Origin of the sequence: Sphingopyxis sp. H053 (assembly GCF_001468225.1) — a bacterium.
GTDB lineage: Bacteria > Pseudomonadota > Alphaproteobacteria > Sphingomonadales > Sphingomonadaceae > Sphingopyxis.
On the sequence record NZ_LNRU01000006.1, the window covers coordinates 65,913 to 83,708 of the forward strand.

At 63.7% G+C, this 17,796-nt stretch carries 18 protein-coding genes; 3 read left to right on the forward strand and 15 right to left on the reverse strand.

Annotation, left to right across the window (positions count from 1 at the left end):
• The first annotated feature begins 93 nt into the window (after positions 1 to 93).
• Positions 94 to 438 (forward strand): DNA-directed RNA polymerase subunit omega, encoded by a 345-nt coding sequence (gene rpoZ / locus ATE70_RS12775; protein WP_037515032.1) that lies wholly within the window; start codon positions 94 to 96, stop codon positions 436 to 438.
• A 55-nt stretch (positions 439 to 493) separates the two neighbouring features.
• Here rpoZ and ATE70_RS12780 read toward each other — a convergent pair whose 3' ends face one another.
• From ATE70_RS12780 to wecB, 13 genes are all read right to left on the reverse strand, one after another.
• Entirely contained in the window at positions 494 to 1,099 is a 606-nt protein-coding gene (locus tag ATE70_RS12780) for a DUF3800 domain-containing protein (RefSeq protein ID WP_058538297.1), read from the reverse strand.
• A gap of 8 nt (positions 1,100 to 1,107) precedes the next feature.
• On the reverse strand, positions 1,108 to 1,593 hold the full coding sequence (locus ATE70_RS12785) for a DUF11 domain-containing protein (RefSeq protein WP_058538298.1): 486 nt from the start codon (positions 1,591 to 1,593) through the stop codon (positions 1,108 to 1,110).
• A 37-nt stretch (positions 1,594 to 1,630) separates the two neighbouring features.
• A complete protein-coding gene (locus tag ATE70_RS12790) occupies positions 1,631 to 2,017 on the reverse strand; it encodes a hypothetical protein (RefSeq protein ID WP_156419616.1) in 387 nt (128 codons plus the stop codon).
• A 48-nt stretch (positions 2,018 to 2,065) separates the two neighbouring features.
• On the reverse strand, positions 2,066 to 4,009 hold the full coding sequence (gene ftsH, locus ATE70_RS12795) for an ATP-dependent zinc metalloprotease FtsH (RefSeq protein ID WP_058538299.1): 1,944 nt from the start codon (positions 4,007 to 4,009) through the stop codon (positions 2,066 to 2,068).
• 81 nt (positions 4,010 to 4,090) lie between these two features.
• The gene (tilS, locus tag ATE70_RS12800) at positions 4,091 to 5,095 is read right to left on the reverse strand and encodes a tRNA lysidine(34) synthetase TilS (protein WP_082639875.1); all 1,005 of its coding nucleotides are present in this window, start codon (positions 5,093 to 5,095) and stop codon (positions 4,091 to 4,093) included.
• A complete protein-coding gene (locus ATE70_RS12805; RefSeq protein ID WP_058538300.1) occupies positions 5,049 to 5,996 on the reverse strand; it encodes a tetratricopeptide repeat protein in 948 nt (315 codons plus the stop codon). Before ATE70_RS12805 ends, tilS begins: the two co-directional genes overlap by 47 nt.
• A 114-nt stretch (positions 5,997 to 6,110) precedes the next feature.
• The gene (locus ATE70_RS12810; protein WP_058538301.1) at positions 6,111 to 6,965 is read right to left on the reverse strand and encodes a helix-turn-helix domain-containing protein; all 855 of its coding nucleotides are present in this window, start codon (positions 6,963 to 6,965) and stop codon (positions 6,111 to 6,113) included.
• Positions 6,966 to 7,109: 144 nt separating this feature from the next.
• Positions 7,110 to 8,411, reverse strand: coding sequence for an ATP-dependent protease ATPase subunit HslU (gene hslU / locus ATE70_RS12815; RefSeq protein ID WP_058538302.1), 1,302 nt, complete (start codon positions 8,409 to 8,411; stop codon positions 7,110 to 7,112).
• Positions 8,412 to 8,416: 5 nt separating this feature from the next.
• A complete protein-coding gene (gene hslV, locus ATE70_RS12820) occupies positions 8,417 to 8,983 on the reverse strand; it encodes an ATP-dependent protease subunit HslV (RefSeq protein ID WP_058538303.1) in 567 nt (188 codons plus the stop codon).
• A gap of 57 nt (positions 8,984 to 9,040) precedes the next feature.
• The gene (locus ATE70_RS12825; protein ID WP_058538304.1) at positions 9,041 to 10,108 is read right to left on the reverse strand and encodes a mannose-1-phosphate guanylyltransferase/mannose-6-phosphate isomerase; all 1,068 of its coding nucleotides are present in this window, start codon (positions 10,106 to 10,108) and stop codon (positions 9,041 to 9,043) included.
• A 25-nt stretch (positions 10,109 to 10,133) separates the two neighbouring features.
• Entirely contained in the window at positions 10,134 to 10,940 is an 807-nt protein-coding gene (locus ATE70_RS12830; protein WP_058538305.1) for a class I mannose-6-phosphate isomerase, read from the reverse strand.
• Positions 10,941 to 10,985: 45 nt separating this feature from the next.
• Entirely contained in the window at positions 10,986 to 12,281 is a 1,296-nt protein-coding gene (gene wecC, locus ATE70_RS12835) for a UDP-N-acetyl-D-mannosamine dehydrogenase (protein ID WP_058538594.1), read from the reverse strand.
• Positions 12,271 to 13,386, reverse strand: coding sequence for a non-hydrolyzing UDP-N-acetylglucosamine 2-epimerase (gene wecB, locus ATE70_RS12840; protein ID WP_058538306.1), 1,116 nt, complete (start codon positions 13,384 to 13,386; stop codon positions 12,271 to 12,273). Before wecB ends, wecC begins: the two co-directional genes overlap by 11 nt.
• 248 nt (positions 13,387 to 13,634) lie before the next feature.
• Between wecB and ATE70_RS12845 the strand changes: the two genes are divergently transcribed.
• Complete coding sequence (locus ATE70_RS12845) at positions 13,635 to 14,414, forward strand: metallophosphoesterase (RefSeq protein WP_058538307.1); 780 nt, start codon at positions 13,635 to 13,637, stop codon at positions 14,412 to 14,414.
• A 28-nt stretch (positions 14,415 to 14,442) separates the two neighbouring features.
• On the opposite strand, the gene ATE70_RS12850 is transcribed toward ATE70_RS12845, so the two are convergent.
• Positions 14,443 to 15,447: an NAD-dependent epimerase/dehydratase family protein gene (locus ATE70_RS12850; RefSeq protein WP_058538308.1), complete on the reverse strand. Its 1,005-nt coding sequence runs from the start codon at positions 15,445 to 15,447 to the stop codon at positions 14,443 to 14,445.
• Positions 15,448 to 15,516: 69 nt separating this feature from the next.
• A complete protein-coding gene (locus ATE70_RS24865) occupies positions 15,517 to 15,681 on the reverse strand; it encodes a hypothetical protein (protein WP_156420166.1) in 165 nt (54 codons plus the stop codon).
• A 153-nt stretch (positions 15,682 to 15,834) separates the two neighbouring features.
• Between ATE70_RS24865 and ATE70_RS12855 the strand changes: the two genes are divergently transcribed.
• Positions 15,835 to 17,781 carry a polysaccharide biosynthesis protein gene (locus ATE70_RS12855; RefSeq protein WP_058538309.1) on the forward strand — a complete coding sequence of 649 codons (1,947 nt, stop codon included), beginning with the start codon at positions 15,835 to 15,837 and terminating at the stop codon, positions 17,779 to 17,781.
• Positions 17,782 to 17,796 lie beyond the last annotated feature (15 nt).

Sequence of the window (17,796 nt, forward strand, 5' to 3'; positions counted from 1 at the left end):
TTGATTGACATCGCCCGGCGGTGCTGCTAGCGCGCAGCGCTTGCCGCCATGCCCCTTCAAAGGGCTGGCCTCTCCTATACCTAAGGAAACAATATGGCCCGCGTTACCGTCGAGGATTGCGTCGACAAAGTTCCCAACCGTTTCGACCTGGTCCTGCTCTCCGCGCATCGCGCGCGTGAGATTTCGGGTGGTTCGGAGCTGACCGTCGACCGCGACCGCGACAAGAACCCGGTCGTCGCGCTGCGCGAGATCGCCGAACAGACCGTGCGTCCGAAGGACCTCAAGGAAACGCTGGTCGGTTCGATGCAGAAGGTCGTCGTCGACGATGACGATACGCCCGATGAAATCAGCTCGATCAGCCGCTCGGCCGAAGCGCTTCGCCTGACCGCCGCTGCGCCGCCGCGCAGCCCCGCGGGTGGTGGCAGCGACTTCGAATAAGCGCTGTATAATCCGATCACCAAGGGGGCCGCAGGAAACTGCGGCCCTTTTTGTGTCAGTCGACCTCGGTCAACTCGGCAATGCGGATGGCCTTTGACGCCAGCATGGGTTCGATGATCCGCTGGATGCGATAGGCGCGCGGCGAACCGACCGTGATATTGAACAGGCTGTTCGCGATCACGTCGGCGATCTGGACCCCGTCGCTGCGTTTGCTGTCGGCGAGCGACGCACGGCCCCATTGGCCGAGCCCCGCCTGTATCTCTTCGCGTACATGCGAAAGGATCTTCGGATCATAGCGTCCGTCGTCGATCACGACGTCGGTACAGACCCCGCCGGTTTCGGGCAGCCAGTGGCCAACCGCGCTGTTGAGCAAGGCGCCATAGAGCGCGAGGTCGCTGGGCAGCGTGCCGCCCGGGTTTTGCGCGAGCTTGTCGCGCTCGGCGACGGCCACCCAGGCGCGGCCGCCGGCGCGATCGAAAAGCTCGAGCAGATAGGCACGCTCGACGATACTGATCCGGCTGCCTTTCAGCTCGCCGCGCAGCCCGGTCACGCTGCGAAAGCGTGCGTGGATGTCGGCCGCGGCCTTGGGGGTCAGCATCACCGCCGAAAAGGTCATCGCGCCGGCGTTGAGGCCGCCCGATTCATCGCAATAAATGGTCATTTAGCGGGTCACCGAACCCGGCCGAAAAAGGCGACCGAGCGGCTTTGCCCCGGGGCGATCGCGTCGGGCCACAGCCAGCGGACATGCGTCACATCGGCTGCGGTCGCGCGGCGGGGTGCTGCGCCATCGACGGGCACCGTCAGCGCCGCGAGTGCGCCGAACGTCTTGCCGCCGTCTGTCGAAACGCCGAAACCCGCCGTATCGGCGGTGTCGTCGAACATCAGGCCGTCGGGGATCGGATTGACCAGATTGAGCCCTGCCGCGGGGGCGGCGCCGTTGTTCGTGAAGGTGAGCGCGACGCGGACGCGGTCGCCCGGGACGACCACATCGGGTGCAACATAGGTTTTTTTCGGCGGTTGGCCGTCCGACGATGCGGTCGATTTTTCGAGTTCGATCTTGCTTGTCAACGAACCGGTTCCCTGTGCCGCCGCCGGCGGGGCGCCCGCCGCAAAAAGGGCCGCCATGGCCAGGGCATTCCACGCTTTGCCGATCATCGCCGTCTCCTTTGGTCCGGGTCGCACCTTTGACGCATCAAACGGGACAGGGATAGCGTTTCTTCATCAGCGCATCGAACGCCGAATAGACGCTGACCGACTTGCGTGCGGTGACGGGATAGCTGCGGAGGTGCGAAAGCCATTGATCGGGGGTCAGGCTCCCCGATTCCGGGGGGCAGCTCGTCGTCTTGCGACCGGCGCGGCGTTCGGCATCGATGCGCGCCTTATAGCGTTTGCCCGCGGCGACCACTTCGCTCTTGAGCTGGTTTCCTTGCGGGGTCGCGAGCGCGAGCGGACCGAGCCGTTCGAGCGACGTCGCGCGCGCGAGGAATGCCGCGACGCTCATGTCGCCCGGCGCCATCGCACAGAGGAAGGGGGCGGCGAGAAGGGGAGGCAAGATGCGCGCATATTTCCAATTGGTCATATGCCGCAGCTTGCCCCCAGCCAATGAATAGTCCCTGAATCGAAGAGCCTAGGCGCCCTGGGGGTTGGCGTCGCCGAAGGGGCGCGGCTTGCGCTTGATCTGCGGGATGCCGCCGGCATGGCCCGACACCGGAGTGCCGCGCTTGCCCGCTTCGTCTTCGCGGCCAATGTCTTCGCCCTTGATCGCGCGCTTCGATTCCTCGCCCGACAGCGTCTCATATTCGAGCAGCGCACCGGCGAGCAGGTGAAGCTCGTCGATATTGTCGGTCAGCACCTTGCGCGCGACCTTTTCGCCTTCCTCGACGAGGCGGCGGACCTCGGCGTCGATCAGCTTGGCGGTTTCTTCCGACATATTCTGCGCGCGCGACACGCTGTGGCCGAGGAACACCTCGTCCTGATTGTCGCGATAGCGCAGCCAGCCGAGCTTTTCGGACATGCCATATTCCATGACCATCGAGCGCGCCATGTCGGTCGCCTGCTGGATGTCGTTCGACGCGCCGGTGTTGAGCTCGTCCTTGCCGTAGATCAGCTGTTCGGCGATGCGGCCGCCGAAGCAGAGCGCGAGGCGCGCCTTCATCTGCTTCATATTGGTCGAATAGCGATCGCGTTCGGGCAGGTTCCACGTCACGCCAAGTGCGCGGCCGCGCGGGATGATCGTGACCTTGTGGAGGGGGTCGCAGCCATCGACGTGCAGCGAGACGAGCGCGTGGCCGGCCTCGTGGTACGCGGTCGACTTCTTCTCGTCCTCGGTCATCACCATCGAGCGGCGCTCGGCGCCCATCATGACCTTGTCCTTCGCCTCTTCGAACTCGTCGTTCGCGATCAGGCGCTTGCCCTTGCGCGCGGCAAGCAGCGCGGCTTCGTTGCAAAGATTGGCCAGATCGGCGCCCGAGAAGCCCGGCGTTCCGCGCGCGACGCGGCGGAGGTCGACGTCGGGTGCAAGCGGCTTCTTGCGCGTGTGGACCTCAAGGATCTTCTGGCGGCCCTCGATATCGGGGCGCGGCACAACGACCTGTCGGTCGAAACGGCCCGGACGCAGCAGCGCGGGGTCGAGCACGTCGGGGCGGTTGGTTGCCGCGACGATGATGATGCCTTCGTTCGCTTCGAAACCGTCCATCTCGACGAGCAGCTGGTTCAGCGTCTGTTCGCGCTCGTCGTTGCCGTTGCCGAGGCCGGCGCCGCGATGGCGGCCGACCGCGTCGATTTCGTCGATGAAGACGATGCACGGCGCATTGCGCTTCGCCTGTTCGAACATGTCACGGACGCGGCTGGCGCCGACACCGACGAACATTTCGACGAAGTCCGAACCCGAAATGGTGAAGAAGGGAACGCCCGCTTCACCCGCGATCGCGCGGGCGAGCAAAGTCTTGCCGGTGCCGGGCGAGCCGACGAGCAACGCGCCCTTCGGAATCTGGCCGCCGAGTTTCGAGAATTTGGTCGGATCGCGCAGGAACTCGACGATTTCTTCGAGCTCTTCGCGTGCTTCATCGATGCCCGCGACGTCGTCGAAGGTCACCTTGCCCTGCTTTTCGGTCAGCATCTTGGCGCGCGATTTGCCGAAGCCCATCGCGCCCGAGCCGTTGTTCTTCTGGACCTGGCGGAAGACGAAGAAAGCGATGCCGAGGATGAGGAGGAAGGGCAGCGACTGGACGAGCATATACATCCAGAAATTCGGTGCTTCGGTCGCCTTGCCGTCATATTTGACGCCATTGTCGTTGAGCATCTTGAGCAGTTCGGGATCGCGCACGACGTTGGCGCTGAAACGATCGCCGTTCGACAGCGTGCCCGTCACCTTGTCCTCGGATAGCACGACGTCCTTGACGGCGCCTTCCTCGACCTTTTGCCGGAACTCGGAATAGGCAAGCGGATTGCCGACAGGCTGCGAAGCGCCGCCGAACATCGAGGCGACGAGGAGCATCGCAAGCAGAATGCCGCTCCAGATCATCACACTCTTCATCCAGGGGTTGCCCTGCGGTTCCTTGTCGTCCTGCATTCGGATTCGTTCCTCAACGGCGCGGTACTGCGCTCCTATCCGCACAAGATAGGATAATCGGGTTAAATGACAATGAGGCAATCAGCCCTTTTTCGCTGCTTTCCGGCGCGGCGCCGCGGAAATACGCCAGATCGTCCCTTCGAGGCCGCGCACCGCGTCGATCAAGAGCGCGCCGACCATCGCTCGCCGCCCTTCGTGCATCGCGGCGATCACGCCGTCGAGCGAGGCACCGCGCAGCACGAGTTGCGGCGCGTTGGCGCGCAGCCGCTGCGCGACGATGCGGCGAAACATCTCGGGCGGATAGCCATCGTCGCGGATCACCGCGATGTCCGACGCATCGGGCCAGGATGCGATCAGCCGCTCGACCGCCCAGTCGAGCGCCTCGTCGGCTTCGGCAAGCCATGCCGCCGATTTGGCGGCGGCGGCGGGGTCGAGCGCGGTCTGCGATTGAAGGGCATGGCGCAGCCGCGCCCGGTCGAAGCGATCGTCGCTGTTCGACGGATCGTCGACGAAGGGCAGGTCGTTTTCGAGCGCCAGATGGACGAGTTCGCTGCGCCGCCAGTGCAGCAGCGGGCGCAGGATGGCGCCGTTGCGCGCGCGGATCGCGGCGAGCCCGCCGACGCCGCTGCTGCGGTTGAGCCGCATGACGATCGTCTCGAGCTGATCGTCGGCATGGTGCGCCGTCACGATATGCTTGAGTTCCTTGGCTTCGCGCCATTGTTCGAGCAGGCGGTAGCGTTCGGTGCGCGCTGCGGCTTGCTGCGATCCCTTGATCGGCGTTGGCGGGCGCAGCGTCGAATGCGGGATATGCTCGCGCTTGCAAAAGCCCGCGACCATGCGCGCCTCATCGTCCGAGCCCTTGCGCAGGCCATGGTCGACCGTCGCTGCCCAGACCTGTCCGGGCAGCAAGGACGCCATCAGCCAGAGCAGCGCCATGCTGTCGGGCCCGCCCGAAACGGCGATGCCATAATGGAGGCGGTGCCAGTCGGATCCGACGAGCGCGGCGAGATCGCCGGCCAGCCGGTCCGCGGCGTCGCGGTCAGCAACCTGCTTTTGTTTTTGCGGCGGCAGCATCGGTCCGGACATCCTGCGGCGCCTTGTCGCCATAGACTTCGTCGAGTTCGCGGAACGCCTTGCAGGCGTCGGCCTTCCGCCCGAGCTTGTCGAGCGCGACGCCCATATACATCAGGCTGTGCGGCGCGCGCGCGCCGCTCGGGCGATCTTTGTAATTATTGTAAAAAGCGACCGCGGCGAGGCTCGGCTTGCCTTCGTCGAGATAGGAGCGGCCGAGCAAATTCTGCGCAAAGCTCGCTTGGCTGCTCTTTGGCCATTTGGTAACGACGGTCTTCAGCTGCGCCTGCGCTTCGGGATAGAGCTTCGCTTCCCACAGGCGATAGCCATAGTCGTACGCGTCCTTGGTTTCGTTGCCGCTTGCGGGAACCTCGACCTTCTTGACGAGCGCGAGCCGCGCGGCGTCGGTAGTCGCGGGCTTGGCCGCCGGCTTGTCGGCGGGTTTCTTCACCGGGGTTGCCGCGACCGTGGTCGTCGCTGCCGGCGGCTTCACCGTCGGGGCGAGGCCGGCGGGCGTCGCGGTCGGCGCCGACACCGCCGCCGGATCGGCGAAGCGCTTGTCCATTTCGGCCTTGTACGCGGTGAACTGCTTTTCGAGTTCGCGGAGATGGAAGGCATTTTGTTCGGTCTGGCCGGTCAATGCCTGTAGCTGCGATTCGAGCGCATCGACGCGCGCGGTCAGGTCGATCACCGGGGCGTTGGTGCGCGCGCGCTCTCCGGGGGTGTTGTCGGGAGCAATCTCGCCCTCAAAGAAGGTCGGGCTGCCGCCGGGGAAAACCGACCGCTGCACCGCGCGCATTTCCTTTTCGAGCCGTTCGACCCGCTTGACGACGCCATTGTCCTGCGCCGCCACGGGCATCGCCGCGACGAGCGCAATTGTTGCCGCTCCCAGGAAAGTGATCTGACGCATCATCATCTGCCGTTAGGTCCCCACTAATTAACCATTTCGTTGCTCATAACGCGGCAAAGCACGGCAGCGCAAACCCATTTCGGTGCACTGCCGCTCGAGCCGGCCCGAATGATCGGCGGTTCAGCCCTTGGGGCGTGGTCCCGCCGCCGGAGCCGCGGCGCCATTGCCTTCGGCGCGCGCTACCAGATCCGCGGGCTTCAGCGAGACATTCTTGACCAGCGTATCGGCGGGGCCGATCGGGCCGATGTCGCGGCCACCGACGGTGACCTTGAGCGCCTGCGGGATGCTCGTGCGCAGCGTGAACTGTTCGATATATTCGGGCGGAACTTGATAGGTTTCGCCGGCGTCGAGCGTGCGCCAATTCTCGGTCTTGCCCTTTGCGTCGTCGAAGCCGATCCAGACTTCCGAAACGCCCGTCAGCACGACCGGAGCATTCGCGGCGACGGCGGACTGCCCGGTTGCGGCCTTGGTCGCCGGGGTTGTCGCAGCATCGCTCTGCGGTGCTTCCGACGCATCGGCGGCGCGATTCTGCGCGGCGATCAGTGCTTCGTCGGGCTCGACCGACAGGAAACGCCATACGCCGTACGCCGACGCCAGCAGCAGCGTGACGATGACCAGCGTCCAGGTCAGCCGCGCGGTGGGCAGGCGTGCCGGATCGGTCGGCTCATAGGCTTCGTACAGCGGACGCGAGCCATAGGCGTCTTCTTCGAGCTCGTGGCGAATTGCGGCGCCGATCTCGGCTTCGGGAAGGTCGACGGCGCGGGCATAGGCGCGTGCGAAGCCAGTGACATAAGTACGGCCCGGAAGTTCCGAGAAATCGGACTTTTCTATCGCCGCCAAGTGACGCTGGGTGATGCGCGTCCGCGTTGCGACATCGGCGAGCGAAAGCCCTGCCGCTTCGCGCGCGAGGCGCAGCCGATCGCCCGTGCGCGTAATCGCCAGTTCGCCTTGGGTGGCGACCTCTTCTTCTGCCATTGCTGTCTCCGGTGCCGACCGTTCGCAACCCATGTCGATCGTGCCGCGCAGTCATCGCATTGACCGCGCGGCAAAGTCAAATGAAGTTCGGCAATCGACCGGCTGAAAAGAAAGCCGATCTAGTTCCGTCCGAAAAACAGCACGTCAGAGCACATATTTGCTGAGGTCGGTGTCGCCGACGATCTCCGCAAGCTGGCGTTCGACATAGGCGGCGTCGATCTCGAGCGTCGTGCCGCCGACATCCTCGGCGGTGAAGCTGATTTCCTCGACCAGCCGCTCCATGATCGTCTGCAGGCGGCGCGCACCGATATTTTCGACCTTCTCGTTGACCTCGGCCGCGAGCTTCGCGACGCGCGCGATGGCATCGTCCGTGAAGGTCAGTGTCACGCCTTCGGTGCCGAGCAGCGCGACATATTGTTCGGGCAGGCCGGCTTTCGTCTCGCTGAGGATGCGCACGAAATCCTCCTCGGTCAGCGCGCCGAGTTCGACGCGGATCGGCAGGCGCCCCTGGAGTTCGGGCAGCAGGTCGCTCGGCTTGGCCACATGAAAAGCGCCCGAGGCGATGAAGAGGATATGGTCGGTCTTCATCGGACCATATTTGGTCGCGACGGTGGTGCCTTCGATCAGCGGCAGCAGGTCGCGCTGGACGCCCTCGCGGCTCACCGAACCGCCGCGTACGTCGCTGACGGCGATCTTGTCGATTTCGTCGAGGAAGACGATGCCGTTCGCCTCGGCATCGGCGAGCGCGATCCGCGCGACGTCGTCCTGGTCGAGACGCTTGTCCTGTTCCTCTTCGATAAGGCGCGTCGCGGCTTCGATCACCTTCAGCTTGCGGCGCTTCTTGGGCAGGCCGCCCATCGCCTTGCCGAGCATGTCCGACAGGTTGATCATGCTCATCTGTCCCGGCTGGCCAGGCAATTCGAACGGCATGCCGGGGGCATCGGAGACCTCGATCTCGACCTCGCTCTCGTCGAGATGCCCTTCGCGGATGCGCTGGCGGAAACTCTGGCGCGTCGCCTCGCTGGCGCCCTTGCCGGTGAGGGCGTCGAGCAATCGCTCCATTGCCGCCTCTTCGGCGGCGGCGCGCACCGCCTCGCGGCGGCGATCCTTCTCCAGCCGCACCGCTTCCTCGACAAGGTCGCGCGCGATCTGTTCGACGTCGCGGCCGACATAACCGACCTCGGTGAATTTGGTCGCCTCGACCTTGATGAACGGCGCGTCGGCGAGCTTCGCCAGCCGGCGCGATATCTCGGTCTTGCCGCAGCCCGTGGGGCCGATCATCAGGATATTCTTGGGGCTCACCTCATCGCGCAGGTCGGCCGAAAGCTGTTGGCGGCGCCAACGATTGCGCAGCGCCACCGCGACCGCGCGTTTCGCGGCGTCCTGGCCGATGATGTGCGTGTCGAGCGCGGCCACAATGGCCTTGGGAGTCAGGTCTTTGTTCATTTCGATTATGCCTGGATTTCGATGATTTCTTGGGTGAACTGGTCGTTGGTGTAGACGCAGATGTCGGCGGCGACCTCCATCGCCTTGCGGACGAGCACCGCGGGATCCTTTTCATAGTCGACGAGCGCGCGCGCCGCCGAGAGCGCGAAATTGCCGCCCGATCCGATCGCCGCGATTCCGCCCTGGGGTTCAAGCACGTCGCCGTTGCCGGTGATGACCAGCGTCACTTCCTTGTCGGCGACGATCATCATCGCCTCGAGGTTGCGCAGATATTTGTCGGTGCGCCAGTCCTTGGCGAGTTCGACCGCGGCGCGGAGCAGCTGGCCGTTGTGGCGCTCGAGCTTGGCTTCGAGGCGTTCGAACAGCGTGAAGGCATCGGCGGTCGCGCCGGCAAAGCCGCCGATGACGCTGCCGTCGTGGAGGCGGCGCACCTTGCGGGCGTTCGGCTTCATCACCGTCTGGCCCATCGACACCTGACCGTCGCCGATGATGACGACCTTGTCGGCGCTGCGGGCGGAAAGGATGGTGGTTCCGTGCCAGGGCGCGGCACTGTGCGCATGGGGATTACTCATGCGGCGGGATATGGGCGATGGGCCCGCGCGCTGCAAGGGGAGGGGCGGCCGCCCCTTTTAGCGCGAGGGGTTGGCTGCCAGATATTCGACGATCGCCTTGACCTCCTGCGCGCGGTCGCGCGGAATGATCAGGATATCGTCGCCGTGCGTGACGACAATGATGTCGGAAACGCCGACGACGGCCACGCGCTTTCCTTCGCACGCGCGAAGGTAATTATCCGCGGCGTCGATCGCGATGACGTCGCCGATGCGAACATTGCCGCTTTCATCCTTTTCGCCCAGCTCGTGCAGTGCCGCCCAGCCGCCGACGTCGGACCAGCCGGGATCGACCGGGGCGACGACCACCTGTTCGGCGCCCTCCATCACCGCATAATCGATCGAATCCGACGGGCTGGAAAGAAAGGCATCGGATGCGGGATGGACGCGGGCGCCGTCCTGCCGCGCCTTCGTCATCGCTGCCGAGCAGGACGCCGCGATCGCGGGCTGCTGTCTTTCGAGTTCGGCCAGGAAGCGGTCGGAACGCATCAAAAAGATACCGGCATTCCAATAGTGGCCGCCCTCGGCAAGCATTGCCTCTGCCTTGTCGCGCGGCGGCTTTTCGACAAAGCGCCGGACCTCGTAGATACCCGGTGTCGCGGGGAGCGGGGCACCTGCGGCGATGTAGCCATAACCGGTTTCGGGATGCGACGGCGCAATGCCGAAGGTCGCGAGCGCGCCCGCCTCGACGGCCGGCATCGCGGCCTCGATGGCGCGCAGGAACGCGGGTACGTCGGTCATGACATGATCGGCGGGCATGACGAGGATCGTCGCGTCGGGATCTTCGGCAAGCGCCGCGCACGCGGCAAGCGCGATCGCTGGGGCGGTGTTGCGCGCGGCAGGCTCGACGACGATGCGTGCGTCGGTGACACCCGCCGCCAGCAGATCTGCCTCGACATGCGCGACGTGCGCCGGGCCGCAGACGATCATCGGCGCGGCGAAGCGGCGCCGGTCGACCGCGCGGTCGAGCGTTTGCAGGAACATGCTGCCCTTGCCCGTCAGCGGCTGGAACTGTTTCGGCGCGCTATTGGTCGAAACGGGCCAGAGCCGCGTGCCCGAACCCCCCGATAATATGACTGGGATGATCATCTATTGTCTCGATTTTCAGGGGGTGTCAGGCAGGCCAGCACAGCAGCGCGCGTGCCCCCGGGGCAAGCGCAATGCGGTCGGCGCGGTCGGTCGCGACGCATTCGCCGAGTTTCACCTCTTCGCCCGATATGCTGCATCCCTGCGACAGAGGGGTGAGGGTGAAGTCGGCGTCATGCTGCGGCAACAGCCCCGCGGCGTCGGGCCCCGACAGGTGGAGCAGGCGAAAATGCGGCCCGTCGACGAGCAGGCGGTTGTCGTTCGCCGCGACACGCCCGTCGCGCGGATCGGGGCGCGGCGCCGTTTCCGATACCGCGAGCCCCGCTTCGAAGTGCAGTTCGCGCGGGCGGCCATAATCATAGAGGCGATAGGTGCAATCGACATTCTGTTGCACTTCGACGACTGTCAGCCCGGCGCCGATCGCATGAATCGTGCCCGCCTGGTTATAAACGAAATCGTCGGCCCGTGCGCGGCGCCAATCGATCATGTCCACGATCGTGCCGTCGAGCGCTGCGCCATGAAGGGCTTCGCGCGTCGTTTCCGCGATCAGCCCGACCCCGAGCTCGGCGTCCGGTTTCGCGTCGAGCACCAGCCAGCACTCTTCCTTGCCGCGCGGATAGCCCGCCGCTTGCGCGGCCTCGTCGTCGGGGTGAACCTGGATCGACAGGCGTTCGGACGTGAAGAGGAATTTGACCATGATCTGCGCGTCATCGCCCTCGGGATGCGCAAACCATATTTCGCCGATACGGCGATCACCGAAGTCACCGAAATCGCTGGGAATATCCGTGCGCCCCCAGGGTTTTTCCACGACAAGTGTTTGAAGACGTGTGAACATGCGCGGTTCATGTCGCCCCGCGGTTCGATCGTCAAGTCGGCGGAGTCAGGCCGCCCGATTAAAATGGCCGCCTTCTCCGGCCTTTGGCTGGTCGAGCCACAGGCCGCGCGTGTCATAGACGATTTTGTCCCCGCGCTCTTCAAGCGGGATCGATTTGAACAGGTCGTGATCCACCAGAACGATGAGCAGGTCGCACGTGGCAAGAGCGGTATCGAGGTCGGTCAATGACGCGCCGGTTCCGGCAAACTCCATTGGCAGGCTGCGGGCGTAGGGCTCGACGATCTCGATCTGCTTGCCAAAGCGGCGCGCCAGCGCGGCGGCGACCTCGACTGCGGGGCTTTCGCGGAAATCGTCGATATTGGGCTTGAAAGCGAGGCCGAGGCAGGCGACGCGCGCCTCTGGATGCTGCGACACCAGCATTTCGGCGGCGCCGATGACGTGCGCGGTCTTGGCCAGGTTCACCTCGCGCGCGGTGCGGATCAGCCGGCTGTGGTCGGGCGCCCCATGGACGAGGAACCAGGGGTCGACCGCGATGCAATGACCGCCGACGCCGGGGCCGGGCTGGAGGATGTTGACGCGCGGATGGCGGTTGGCGAGGCGGATCACCTCCCATACATCGACACCCATCTGCTCGGCGATCATCGACAGCTCGTTGGCAAAGGCGATGTTGACGTCGCGATAACTGTTTTCGACCAGCTTCACCATTTCAGCGGCGCGCGCCGAGGTTGTGACGCAGGCGCCGCGCACGAACTGGCGGTAAAAGGTCATCGCGCGGCGCGCGCAGCGCGGCGTGACGCCGCCGATGCAGCGATCATTGTCGACCAGCTCGACGAGGATGCGGCCCGGAAGCACGCGCTCGGGGCAATAGGCGACAAAGATGTCGGCCGCGCCGTTGCACGCGCCCGGAACCTTCAGGTCGGGTCGCAGCTCGGCGATCAGTTCCGCGACTTTTTCGGTCGTGCCGACGGGCGACGTCGATTCGAGGATGACGAGGTTGCCCGCGTCAAGCTTCGGCGCGATCGCGCGTGCCGCTGACAGCACGTGGCTGATGTCCGGGCGGTGCTCGTCGTCGTGCGGCGTCGGCACGGCGATGACGAACGTGTCGGCCGGGGCGACCTCGATCGAAGCAACCAGCGCACCGCGCGACACGACGCCCTGGACGAGGCCGTCGAGATCGACTTCCTCGATATGGACCCGGCCGCTGTTGATCGTGTCGACCACCGTCTGGCTGACATCGACGCCGGTGACCTTGCAACCCGAGCGCGCGATCAGCGCCGCCGTGGGCAGGCCGATATAGCCGAGCCCGAGGACCGTGACCTTCTGTTCCGTATCAATCGGCACGCGCAACAATCTCCGCAATCTGTTTTGCCGCCGTGCCGTCACCGAACGGATTATGGGCACGCGCCATGGCTGTATAGGCGTCCTTGTCGTCCAAAAGCTTGAAAATTTCGGAAACAATGCGCGCTTTGTCGGTTCCGACGAGGCGGGCCGTGCCCGCTTCGATCCCTTCGGGACGCTCGGTCGTCTCGCGCATGACGAGCACCGGCTTGCCGAGCGATGGCGCCTCTTCCTGCACCCCGCCGCTGTCGGTCAGCACCAGTTCCGACGTCGCGAGCAGGCGGACGAAATGCGGATAGTCGAGCGGATCGATCAACGCCACGTTGGAATGACTGCCCAGGATCGGCTCCATCGCACCGCGGACATGCGGGTTCGGATGGACCGGAAAGACGACCGCGACATCGTCGCGCGCCGCGATTGCAGAGATAGCTTCGGCGATGGCTTTCATGCCGTCGCCGAAATTCTCGCGGCGGTGCGACGTGACGGTGATGATCCTTTTGCCGGCAAAGCGGCCGATCAGGGGATCGAGACCGGCGGCAAGCGACGGTTCTTCGTCGATCCGCGCCTTTGTCGCGAGCAGCGCGTCGATTACGGTGTTGCCGGTGATGTGGATCCGCTCGGCCGGGACATTCTCGCTGCGGAGTGCCGTCGCCGCGGTTTCGGTCGGGGCGAAATGCAGGTCGGCTACCGCGCCGGCGACCTTGCGGTTCACCTCCTCGGGCCAGGGGTGATAGATGTTGCCGCTGCGCAGGCCCGCTTCGACATGGCCGACCGGAATCTTGCGAAAATAGGCTGCGAGCGTTGCAGCCATCGTCGTCAATGTATCGCCGTGGACAAGGATGCGATCGGGTTTTTCGGCGTCGAACGTCTCACCGAGGCCCACGACGAGTCGGGCGAGGAGTCCGTCGAGCGTTTGATTGGCCTGCATGACGTCAAGGTCGATATCGGGTATGATGCGCGCGATATCCAACACCTGGTCCAGCATTTCGCGATGCTGAGCGGTGACGCAAACGCGGGCGTCGATCCCGCTGTGGGCCTGTAAAGCATGGACGACCGGGAACATCTTGATGGCTTCCGGACGGGTGCCGAAGACCGTCATTACTTTCATTTTCAAGGACTCCCGCATCGTGACGTCATCAAACACCGCCTGAAGGGCGATTAAGCGTCAAAGCTTGCGACACCCTTAAACCGCGATGGAAGGGGAAGAAAACAGGATATGATGGCGCGCTGCAACGCTTCGAAGGTCGGCGCGTATGTTGTCACCAAAGCAATGCGCCGCTAGGGGCTGCTATCATTTTCGGGTTCGCCGTTTCTGAACGGCGCCACCCCATAGTTGGAAGTTGGATCGGTTTTCGAATGTTCTGGAAGCGTAAGAGCCAGCCGGCAGACACCGTGCGCAGCGGTTTCGCTGTGCCGAGCGGCCGGCGTGTGTACGCCATCGGCGATATCCACGGGCGTGACGACCTTTTTGCCGAACTGATCGACAAGATTCGCGCCGATGTCGCCGCGCGGCCCTCTGCCCAAATCACCATTGTCCTGCTCGGCGATCTGGTCGACCGTGGCCCGCAATCGGCCGCCGTTGTCGAACGCGCGATCGGATTGCGCGGCGATTTCCCGGATACCCGGCTGCTCATCGGCAACCATGAGGAATGTTTCCTCGCGGCACTTGGCGGCGATGTTCGGCGTCTGCGCTATTTCATGCGTATCGGCGGCGAAGCGACGGTGCAGAGCTATTGGCGCGACGAGGTTGAACTGAGCGATGCGAGCTTCGACTATGTCGCCGACCGGTTCGGCAAGATGGTTCCCCAAGAACATGTTGAATTTCTGGGGAAGGGCGAAGACGTCATTGAAATTGGCGACTATGTCTTTGTCCATGCGGGCATTCGCCCCGGCGTTCCGCTTCAGAAACAAACCCTGTCGGACTTGCGCTGGATTCGCGACGACTTCCTCGAGGATGTGCGCGATCACGGCGTGATGGTCGTGCATGGCCATACCATCCGCAGCGATGTGGACGAATGGCCGAACCGGATCGGCATCGACACCGGCGCCTATCGATCGGGGGTGCTGACGGCGATTGTCCTCGAAGGAACCGAGCGCCGCTATCTCAAGACCGACGGGCTGGCCGAAGCGGCCTGACCTACAAAGGCCCGGTCAGGGGCGGCGTTCAGCCGATCCCGTGATACGCTTTATACCAGGATACAAATCGCGGTATGCCGACGTCGATGCTGGTCGACGGCTGATAGCCGAGATCCTTCTGTATGGCAGCGATATCGGCATAGGTTTCCTTGACGTCGCCCGCCTGCATCGGAAGGAAGCGGCGTTCGGCTTTCCGGCCGCAGGCGTCTTCGAGCAGTTCGACCAGCCGCATCAGCGGCTCCGCCTTATGGTTGCCGATATTGTAGATGTGGTGCGGACTGATGCTTCCGCCGGCCTTCTCCAGCCCGTCATCGACCGGCGGATTGTCGAGGCAGGCGACGACGCCGGTGACGATATCGTCGATATAGGTGAAGTCCCGCTTCATATCGCCTTCGTTGAAAATATCGATCGGCCGTCCCGACAGGATGCGATCGGTAAACAACCACATCGCCATGTCGGGGCGCCCCCACGGGCCATAGACTGTAAAGAATCGCAAACCGGTCTGCGGCAACCGATAGAGATGCGCATAAACCTCGCTCATCATCTCGTCGGCTTTCTTGGTCGCGGCATAGAGCGAGACCGGATGATCGACGCGGTCGCCGACGCTGAAGGGCATCGACTTGTTGGCGCCATAGACCGACGAGCTTGATGCATAAACGAAATGGCCCGTCGACCGGTGCCGCGCAATTTCGAGCATGTTGAGGTGCCCGACCATGTTGGATTGCATATAGATATGCGGGTTTTCGATTGAAAAACGCACCCCGGCTTGCGCCCCCAAATGCACGATGCCGTCGAACGTCTGCCCCTGCAGCGCATTTTCCAGATCGGCCATTGCCGCGAAATCGATCTCGTGAAAGCGGAAGTGTGCGCCATATCGCTGACTGAGGAGGTTCAATCGGCTCTTTTTCAGCGCAACGCTGTAATAATCATTGAGATTGTCGATCCCGATGACCGTATCGCCGCGGGCCAAAAGCCGTTCGGCCACGCTCATTCCGATGAAGCCGGCTGCCCCGGTGACAAGGATAGCCGCCATCTGAATCGATCCCCTCGCTGGTGATGCGGCATTGCAGCCGCAACGGCCGCGGAACGCAACCCTCCCCACTTATGTAAAACGTGCGCCTTTTAAGCTGGTTAACAAATTCAGCTGCAATTTTCCGTCCAGCCGGTGCCGATCGCCGCCGCGGGGCAGATAGCGGGCGAAATCATACACCGCCGACGCGTCGACGTTGGCAGCAAATCTCGTGTTGCGGCGAGCTGATGCGGCCATGCGGCATTTGTGGATTGCCATCGAACGGGGATAACCGTAGTTGCGCGCGCCGGACGAATGCGGCAATCCGGTGCGGCTTGCCTAATAAAATGGTCAAGCCGAGTTTCTGATTCCCGTTCCGGGATACGTGCCTAGGATAGTTTCGACAGCGCCATGCAGTATTTCGTTGTCCAGTTGCGGCGCCTGATTTTGGCCAATGGCGCAATTAAGCGGGCTACGCTGGTCCTGCTTGATATTGTAATCGCCGCCCTGTCGGCAATATTGTCCTTCTGGCTCCGGTTGGGAACGTGGGAAATCTCCTTCGTCCCGGTCGCGATCTTCTTCGGGCTCGCCATTTCCGCTTGGTTGGTTGCCGCGCAGATATTTGGCATTTATCGCCAGATTATCCGCTATGCCGGGGTGCGTACGGTGCGCGATATCGTCGCAGCATCCTTTGTTCACAGCGTGGTTCTCGTCGTGGCGGTCGTCGCGCTGGGCGTTGTGGGCATCCCGCGGACTGCTTCGATCATTTATGTCGTCATATTTACGGCTGCTGTGATTTCGAGCCGCGCGATCATGCGCGTGATCATATCCGATCTGCTGCCCTCGCGGGTCCGGCGTGGTCGTCAACGCACCGTATTCATCTATGGCGCCGGCAAGTCGGGGCAGGAGCTGGCCTTGTCGATGCGCTCGCATCCCGAAATGCGGCTCGCAGGATTTTTCGACGATAATGTCCATATGCAGGGCCGCCGCGTCGACGGCGTCACGGTCTGGAGTCCCGAAAATCTGGCCAATGTCCTTCGCAATGACGCGGTCGATGAGGTCATATTGGCGCTGCCACGCGTGAACCGCGCCCGCCGGGCAGAGATCGTGAGCATGCTTGAACGCCAGTCGGTGCGTGTGCGCACCGTTCCTGACATGACCAGCGTCCTTAGCGGTCAGGTCTCGCTCAAGGATGTGCACGAGGTTCGCGTCGAGGACCTGCTCGGCCGCGAGCCGGTCGCGCCCGACCTGCATCTTCTCGGCTCTTCGATCGCCGGAAAAGTCGTCCTTATCACCGGCGCGGGTGGATCCATCGGCGCGGAGCTTGTCCGTCAGGTCCGGAAAATGCGGCCGCGGCAGCTGATATTGCTGGACGTGTCGGAATCGGCGCTTTTTGCGATCGAGCAACAGATCATCGCTGGCGGGCTGGAGATCGAGCCCGAGGGCCGGTCCATCGACCTGCGCGTGGAACTTTGCAATTGCTCTGATGAAGCTTCGATCGGACGCGTCCTCGCCCAGTATCGCCCCGACACATTGTTCCATGCCGCCGCCTACAAACATGTTCCGATGCTGGAAGCGAATCCGCTTTCCGCTGCCCGCAACAATGTTCTGGGAACGCTGGCGACGGCGAAGGCCGCCCGTGCTTGCGGCGTCGAACGCTTCGTCCTGGTCAGTACCGACAAGGCCGTGCGCCCGACCAACATCATGGGAGCCACCAAGCGAATTTGCGAATTGATATTGCAGGCGATGGCAACCGAACCCGATCGGACGATTTTCACGATGGTGCGTTTTGGCAACGTGCTGGGTTCGAGCGGCTCGGTGGTCCCGCATTTCCGGCGTCAGATCGAAAATGGCGGACCGGTCACCGTGACGCACCGTTCGATCACGCGGTATTTCATGACCATTCCCGAAGCCGCGCAGTTGGTGATTCAGGCGGGCGCCATGGCAAGGTCCGGCGAAGTGTTTCTGCTGGAAATGGGCGAGGCCGTTCGGATCGCCGCGCTCGCCGAGACGATGATCCGCCTGTCGGGGCTGACTGTCAGGAGCGAGGAAAATCCCGACGGCGATATCGAGATTGTCGAAACGGGGCTGCGTCCGGGCGAAAAGCTGTTCGAAGAGTTGCTGATCGACAGCACCGCGCGGCCTACGGCGCATTCCAGGATATATTCGGCCGAAGAGGCGATGATCCCATGGCGCGAACTTGAGGGGTATCTTATGGCGCTTCAGGATGCCTTGGCCGAAGGGGACGTTGTCGCGGCGGTTGCGGTTGTCGAAAAGATCGTCCCGGGATACCAGCCCAGCGATGCATTCCGTCAAATGCGCCAAAGGGCCGGTGCCGGCCGGCAAGTCGCAAATTGAATCTATCAGGAGAAT

Excerpts from the sequence above, each read along its gene's own strand:
- rpoZ (WP_037515032.1), top strand. The coding sequence starts at position 94 with ATGGCCCGCGTTACCGTCGAGGATTGCGTCGACAAAGTTCCCAACCGT.
- ATE70_RS12780 (WP_058538297.1), bottom strand. The coding sequence starts at position 1,099 with ATGACCATTTATTGCGATGAATCGGGCGGCCTCAACGCCGGCGCGATG.
- ATE70_RS12785 (WP_058538298.1), bottom strand. The coding sequence starts at position 1,593 with ATGATCGGCAAAGCGTGGAATGCCCTGGCCATGGCGGCCCTTTTTGCG.
- ATE70_RS12790 (WP_156419616.1), bottom strand. The coding sequence starts at position 2,017 with ATGACCAATTGGAAATATGCGCGCATCTTGCCTCCCCTTCTCGCCGCC.
- ftsH (WP_058538299.1), bottom strand. The coding sequence starts at position 4,009 with ATGCAGGACGACAAGGAACCGCAGGGCAACCCCTGGATGAAGAGTGTG.
- tilS (WP_082639875.1), bottom strand. The coding sequence starts at position 5,095 with ATGTCCGGACCGATGCTGCCGCCGCAAAAACAAAAGCAGGTTGCTGAC.
- ATE70_RS12805 (WP_058538300.1), bottom strand. The coding sequence starts at position 5,996 with ATGATGATGCGTCAGATCACTTTCCTGGGAGCGGCAACAATTGCGCTC.
- ATE70_RS12810 (WP_058538301.1), bottom strand. The coding sequence starts at position 6,965 with ATGGCAGAAGAAGAGGTCGCCACCCAAGGCGAACTGGCGATTACGCGC.
- hslU (WP_058538302.1), bottom strand. The coding sequence starts at position 8,411 with ATGAACAAAGACCTGACTCCCAAGGCCATTGTGGCCGCGCTCGACACG.
- hslV (WP_058538303.1), bottom strand. The coding sequence starts at position 8,983 with ATGAGTAATCCCCATGCGCACAGTGCCGCGCCCTGGCACGGAACCACC.
- ATE70_RS12825 (WP_058538304.1), bottom strand. The coding sequence starts at position 10,108 with ATGATCATCCCAGTCATATTATCGGGGGGTTCGGGCACGCGGCTCTGG.
- ATE70_RS12830 (WP_058538305.1), bottom strand. The coding sequence starts at position 10,940 with ATGTTCACACGTCTTCAAACACTTGTCGTGGAAAAACCCTGGGGGCGC.
- wecB (WP_058538306.1), bottom strand. The coding sequence starts at position 13,386 with ATGAAAGTAATGACGGTCTTCGGCACCCGTCCGGAAGCCATCAAGATG.
- ATE70_RS12845 (WP_058538307.1), top strand. The coding sequence starts at position 13,635 with ATGTTCTGGAAGCGTAAGAGCCAGCCGGCAGACACCGTGCGCAGCGGT.
- ATE70_RS12850 (WP_058538308.1), bottom strand. The coding sequence starts at position 15,447 with ATGGCGGCTATCCTTGTCACCGGGGCAGCCGGCTTCATCGGAATGAGC.
- ATE70_RS24865 (WP_156420166.1), bottom strand. The coding sequence starts at position 15,681 with ATGGCCGCATCAGCTCGCCGCAACACGAGATTTGCTGCCAACGTCGAC.
- ATE70_RS12855 (WP_058538309.1), top strand. The coding sequence starts at position 15,835 with ATGCAGTATTTCGTTGTCCAGTTGCGGCGCCTGATTTTGGCCAATGGC.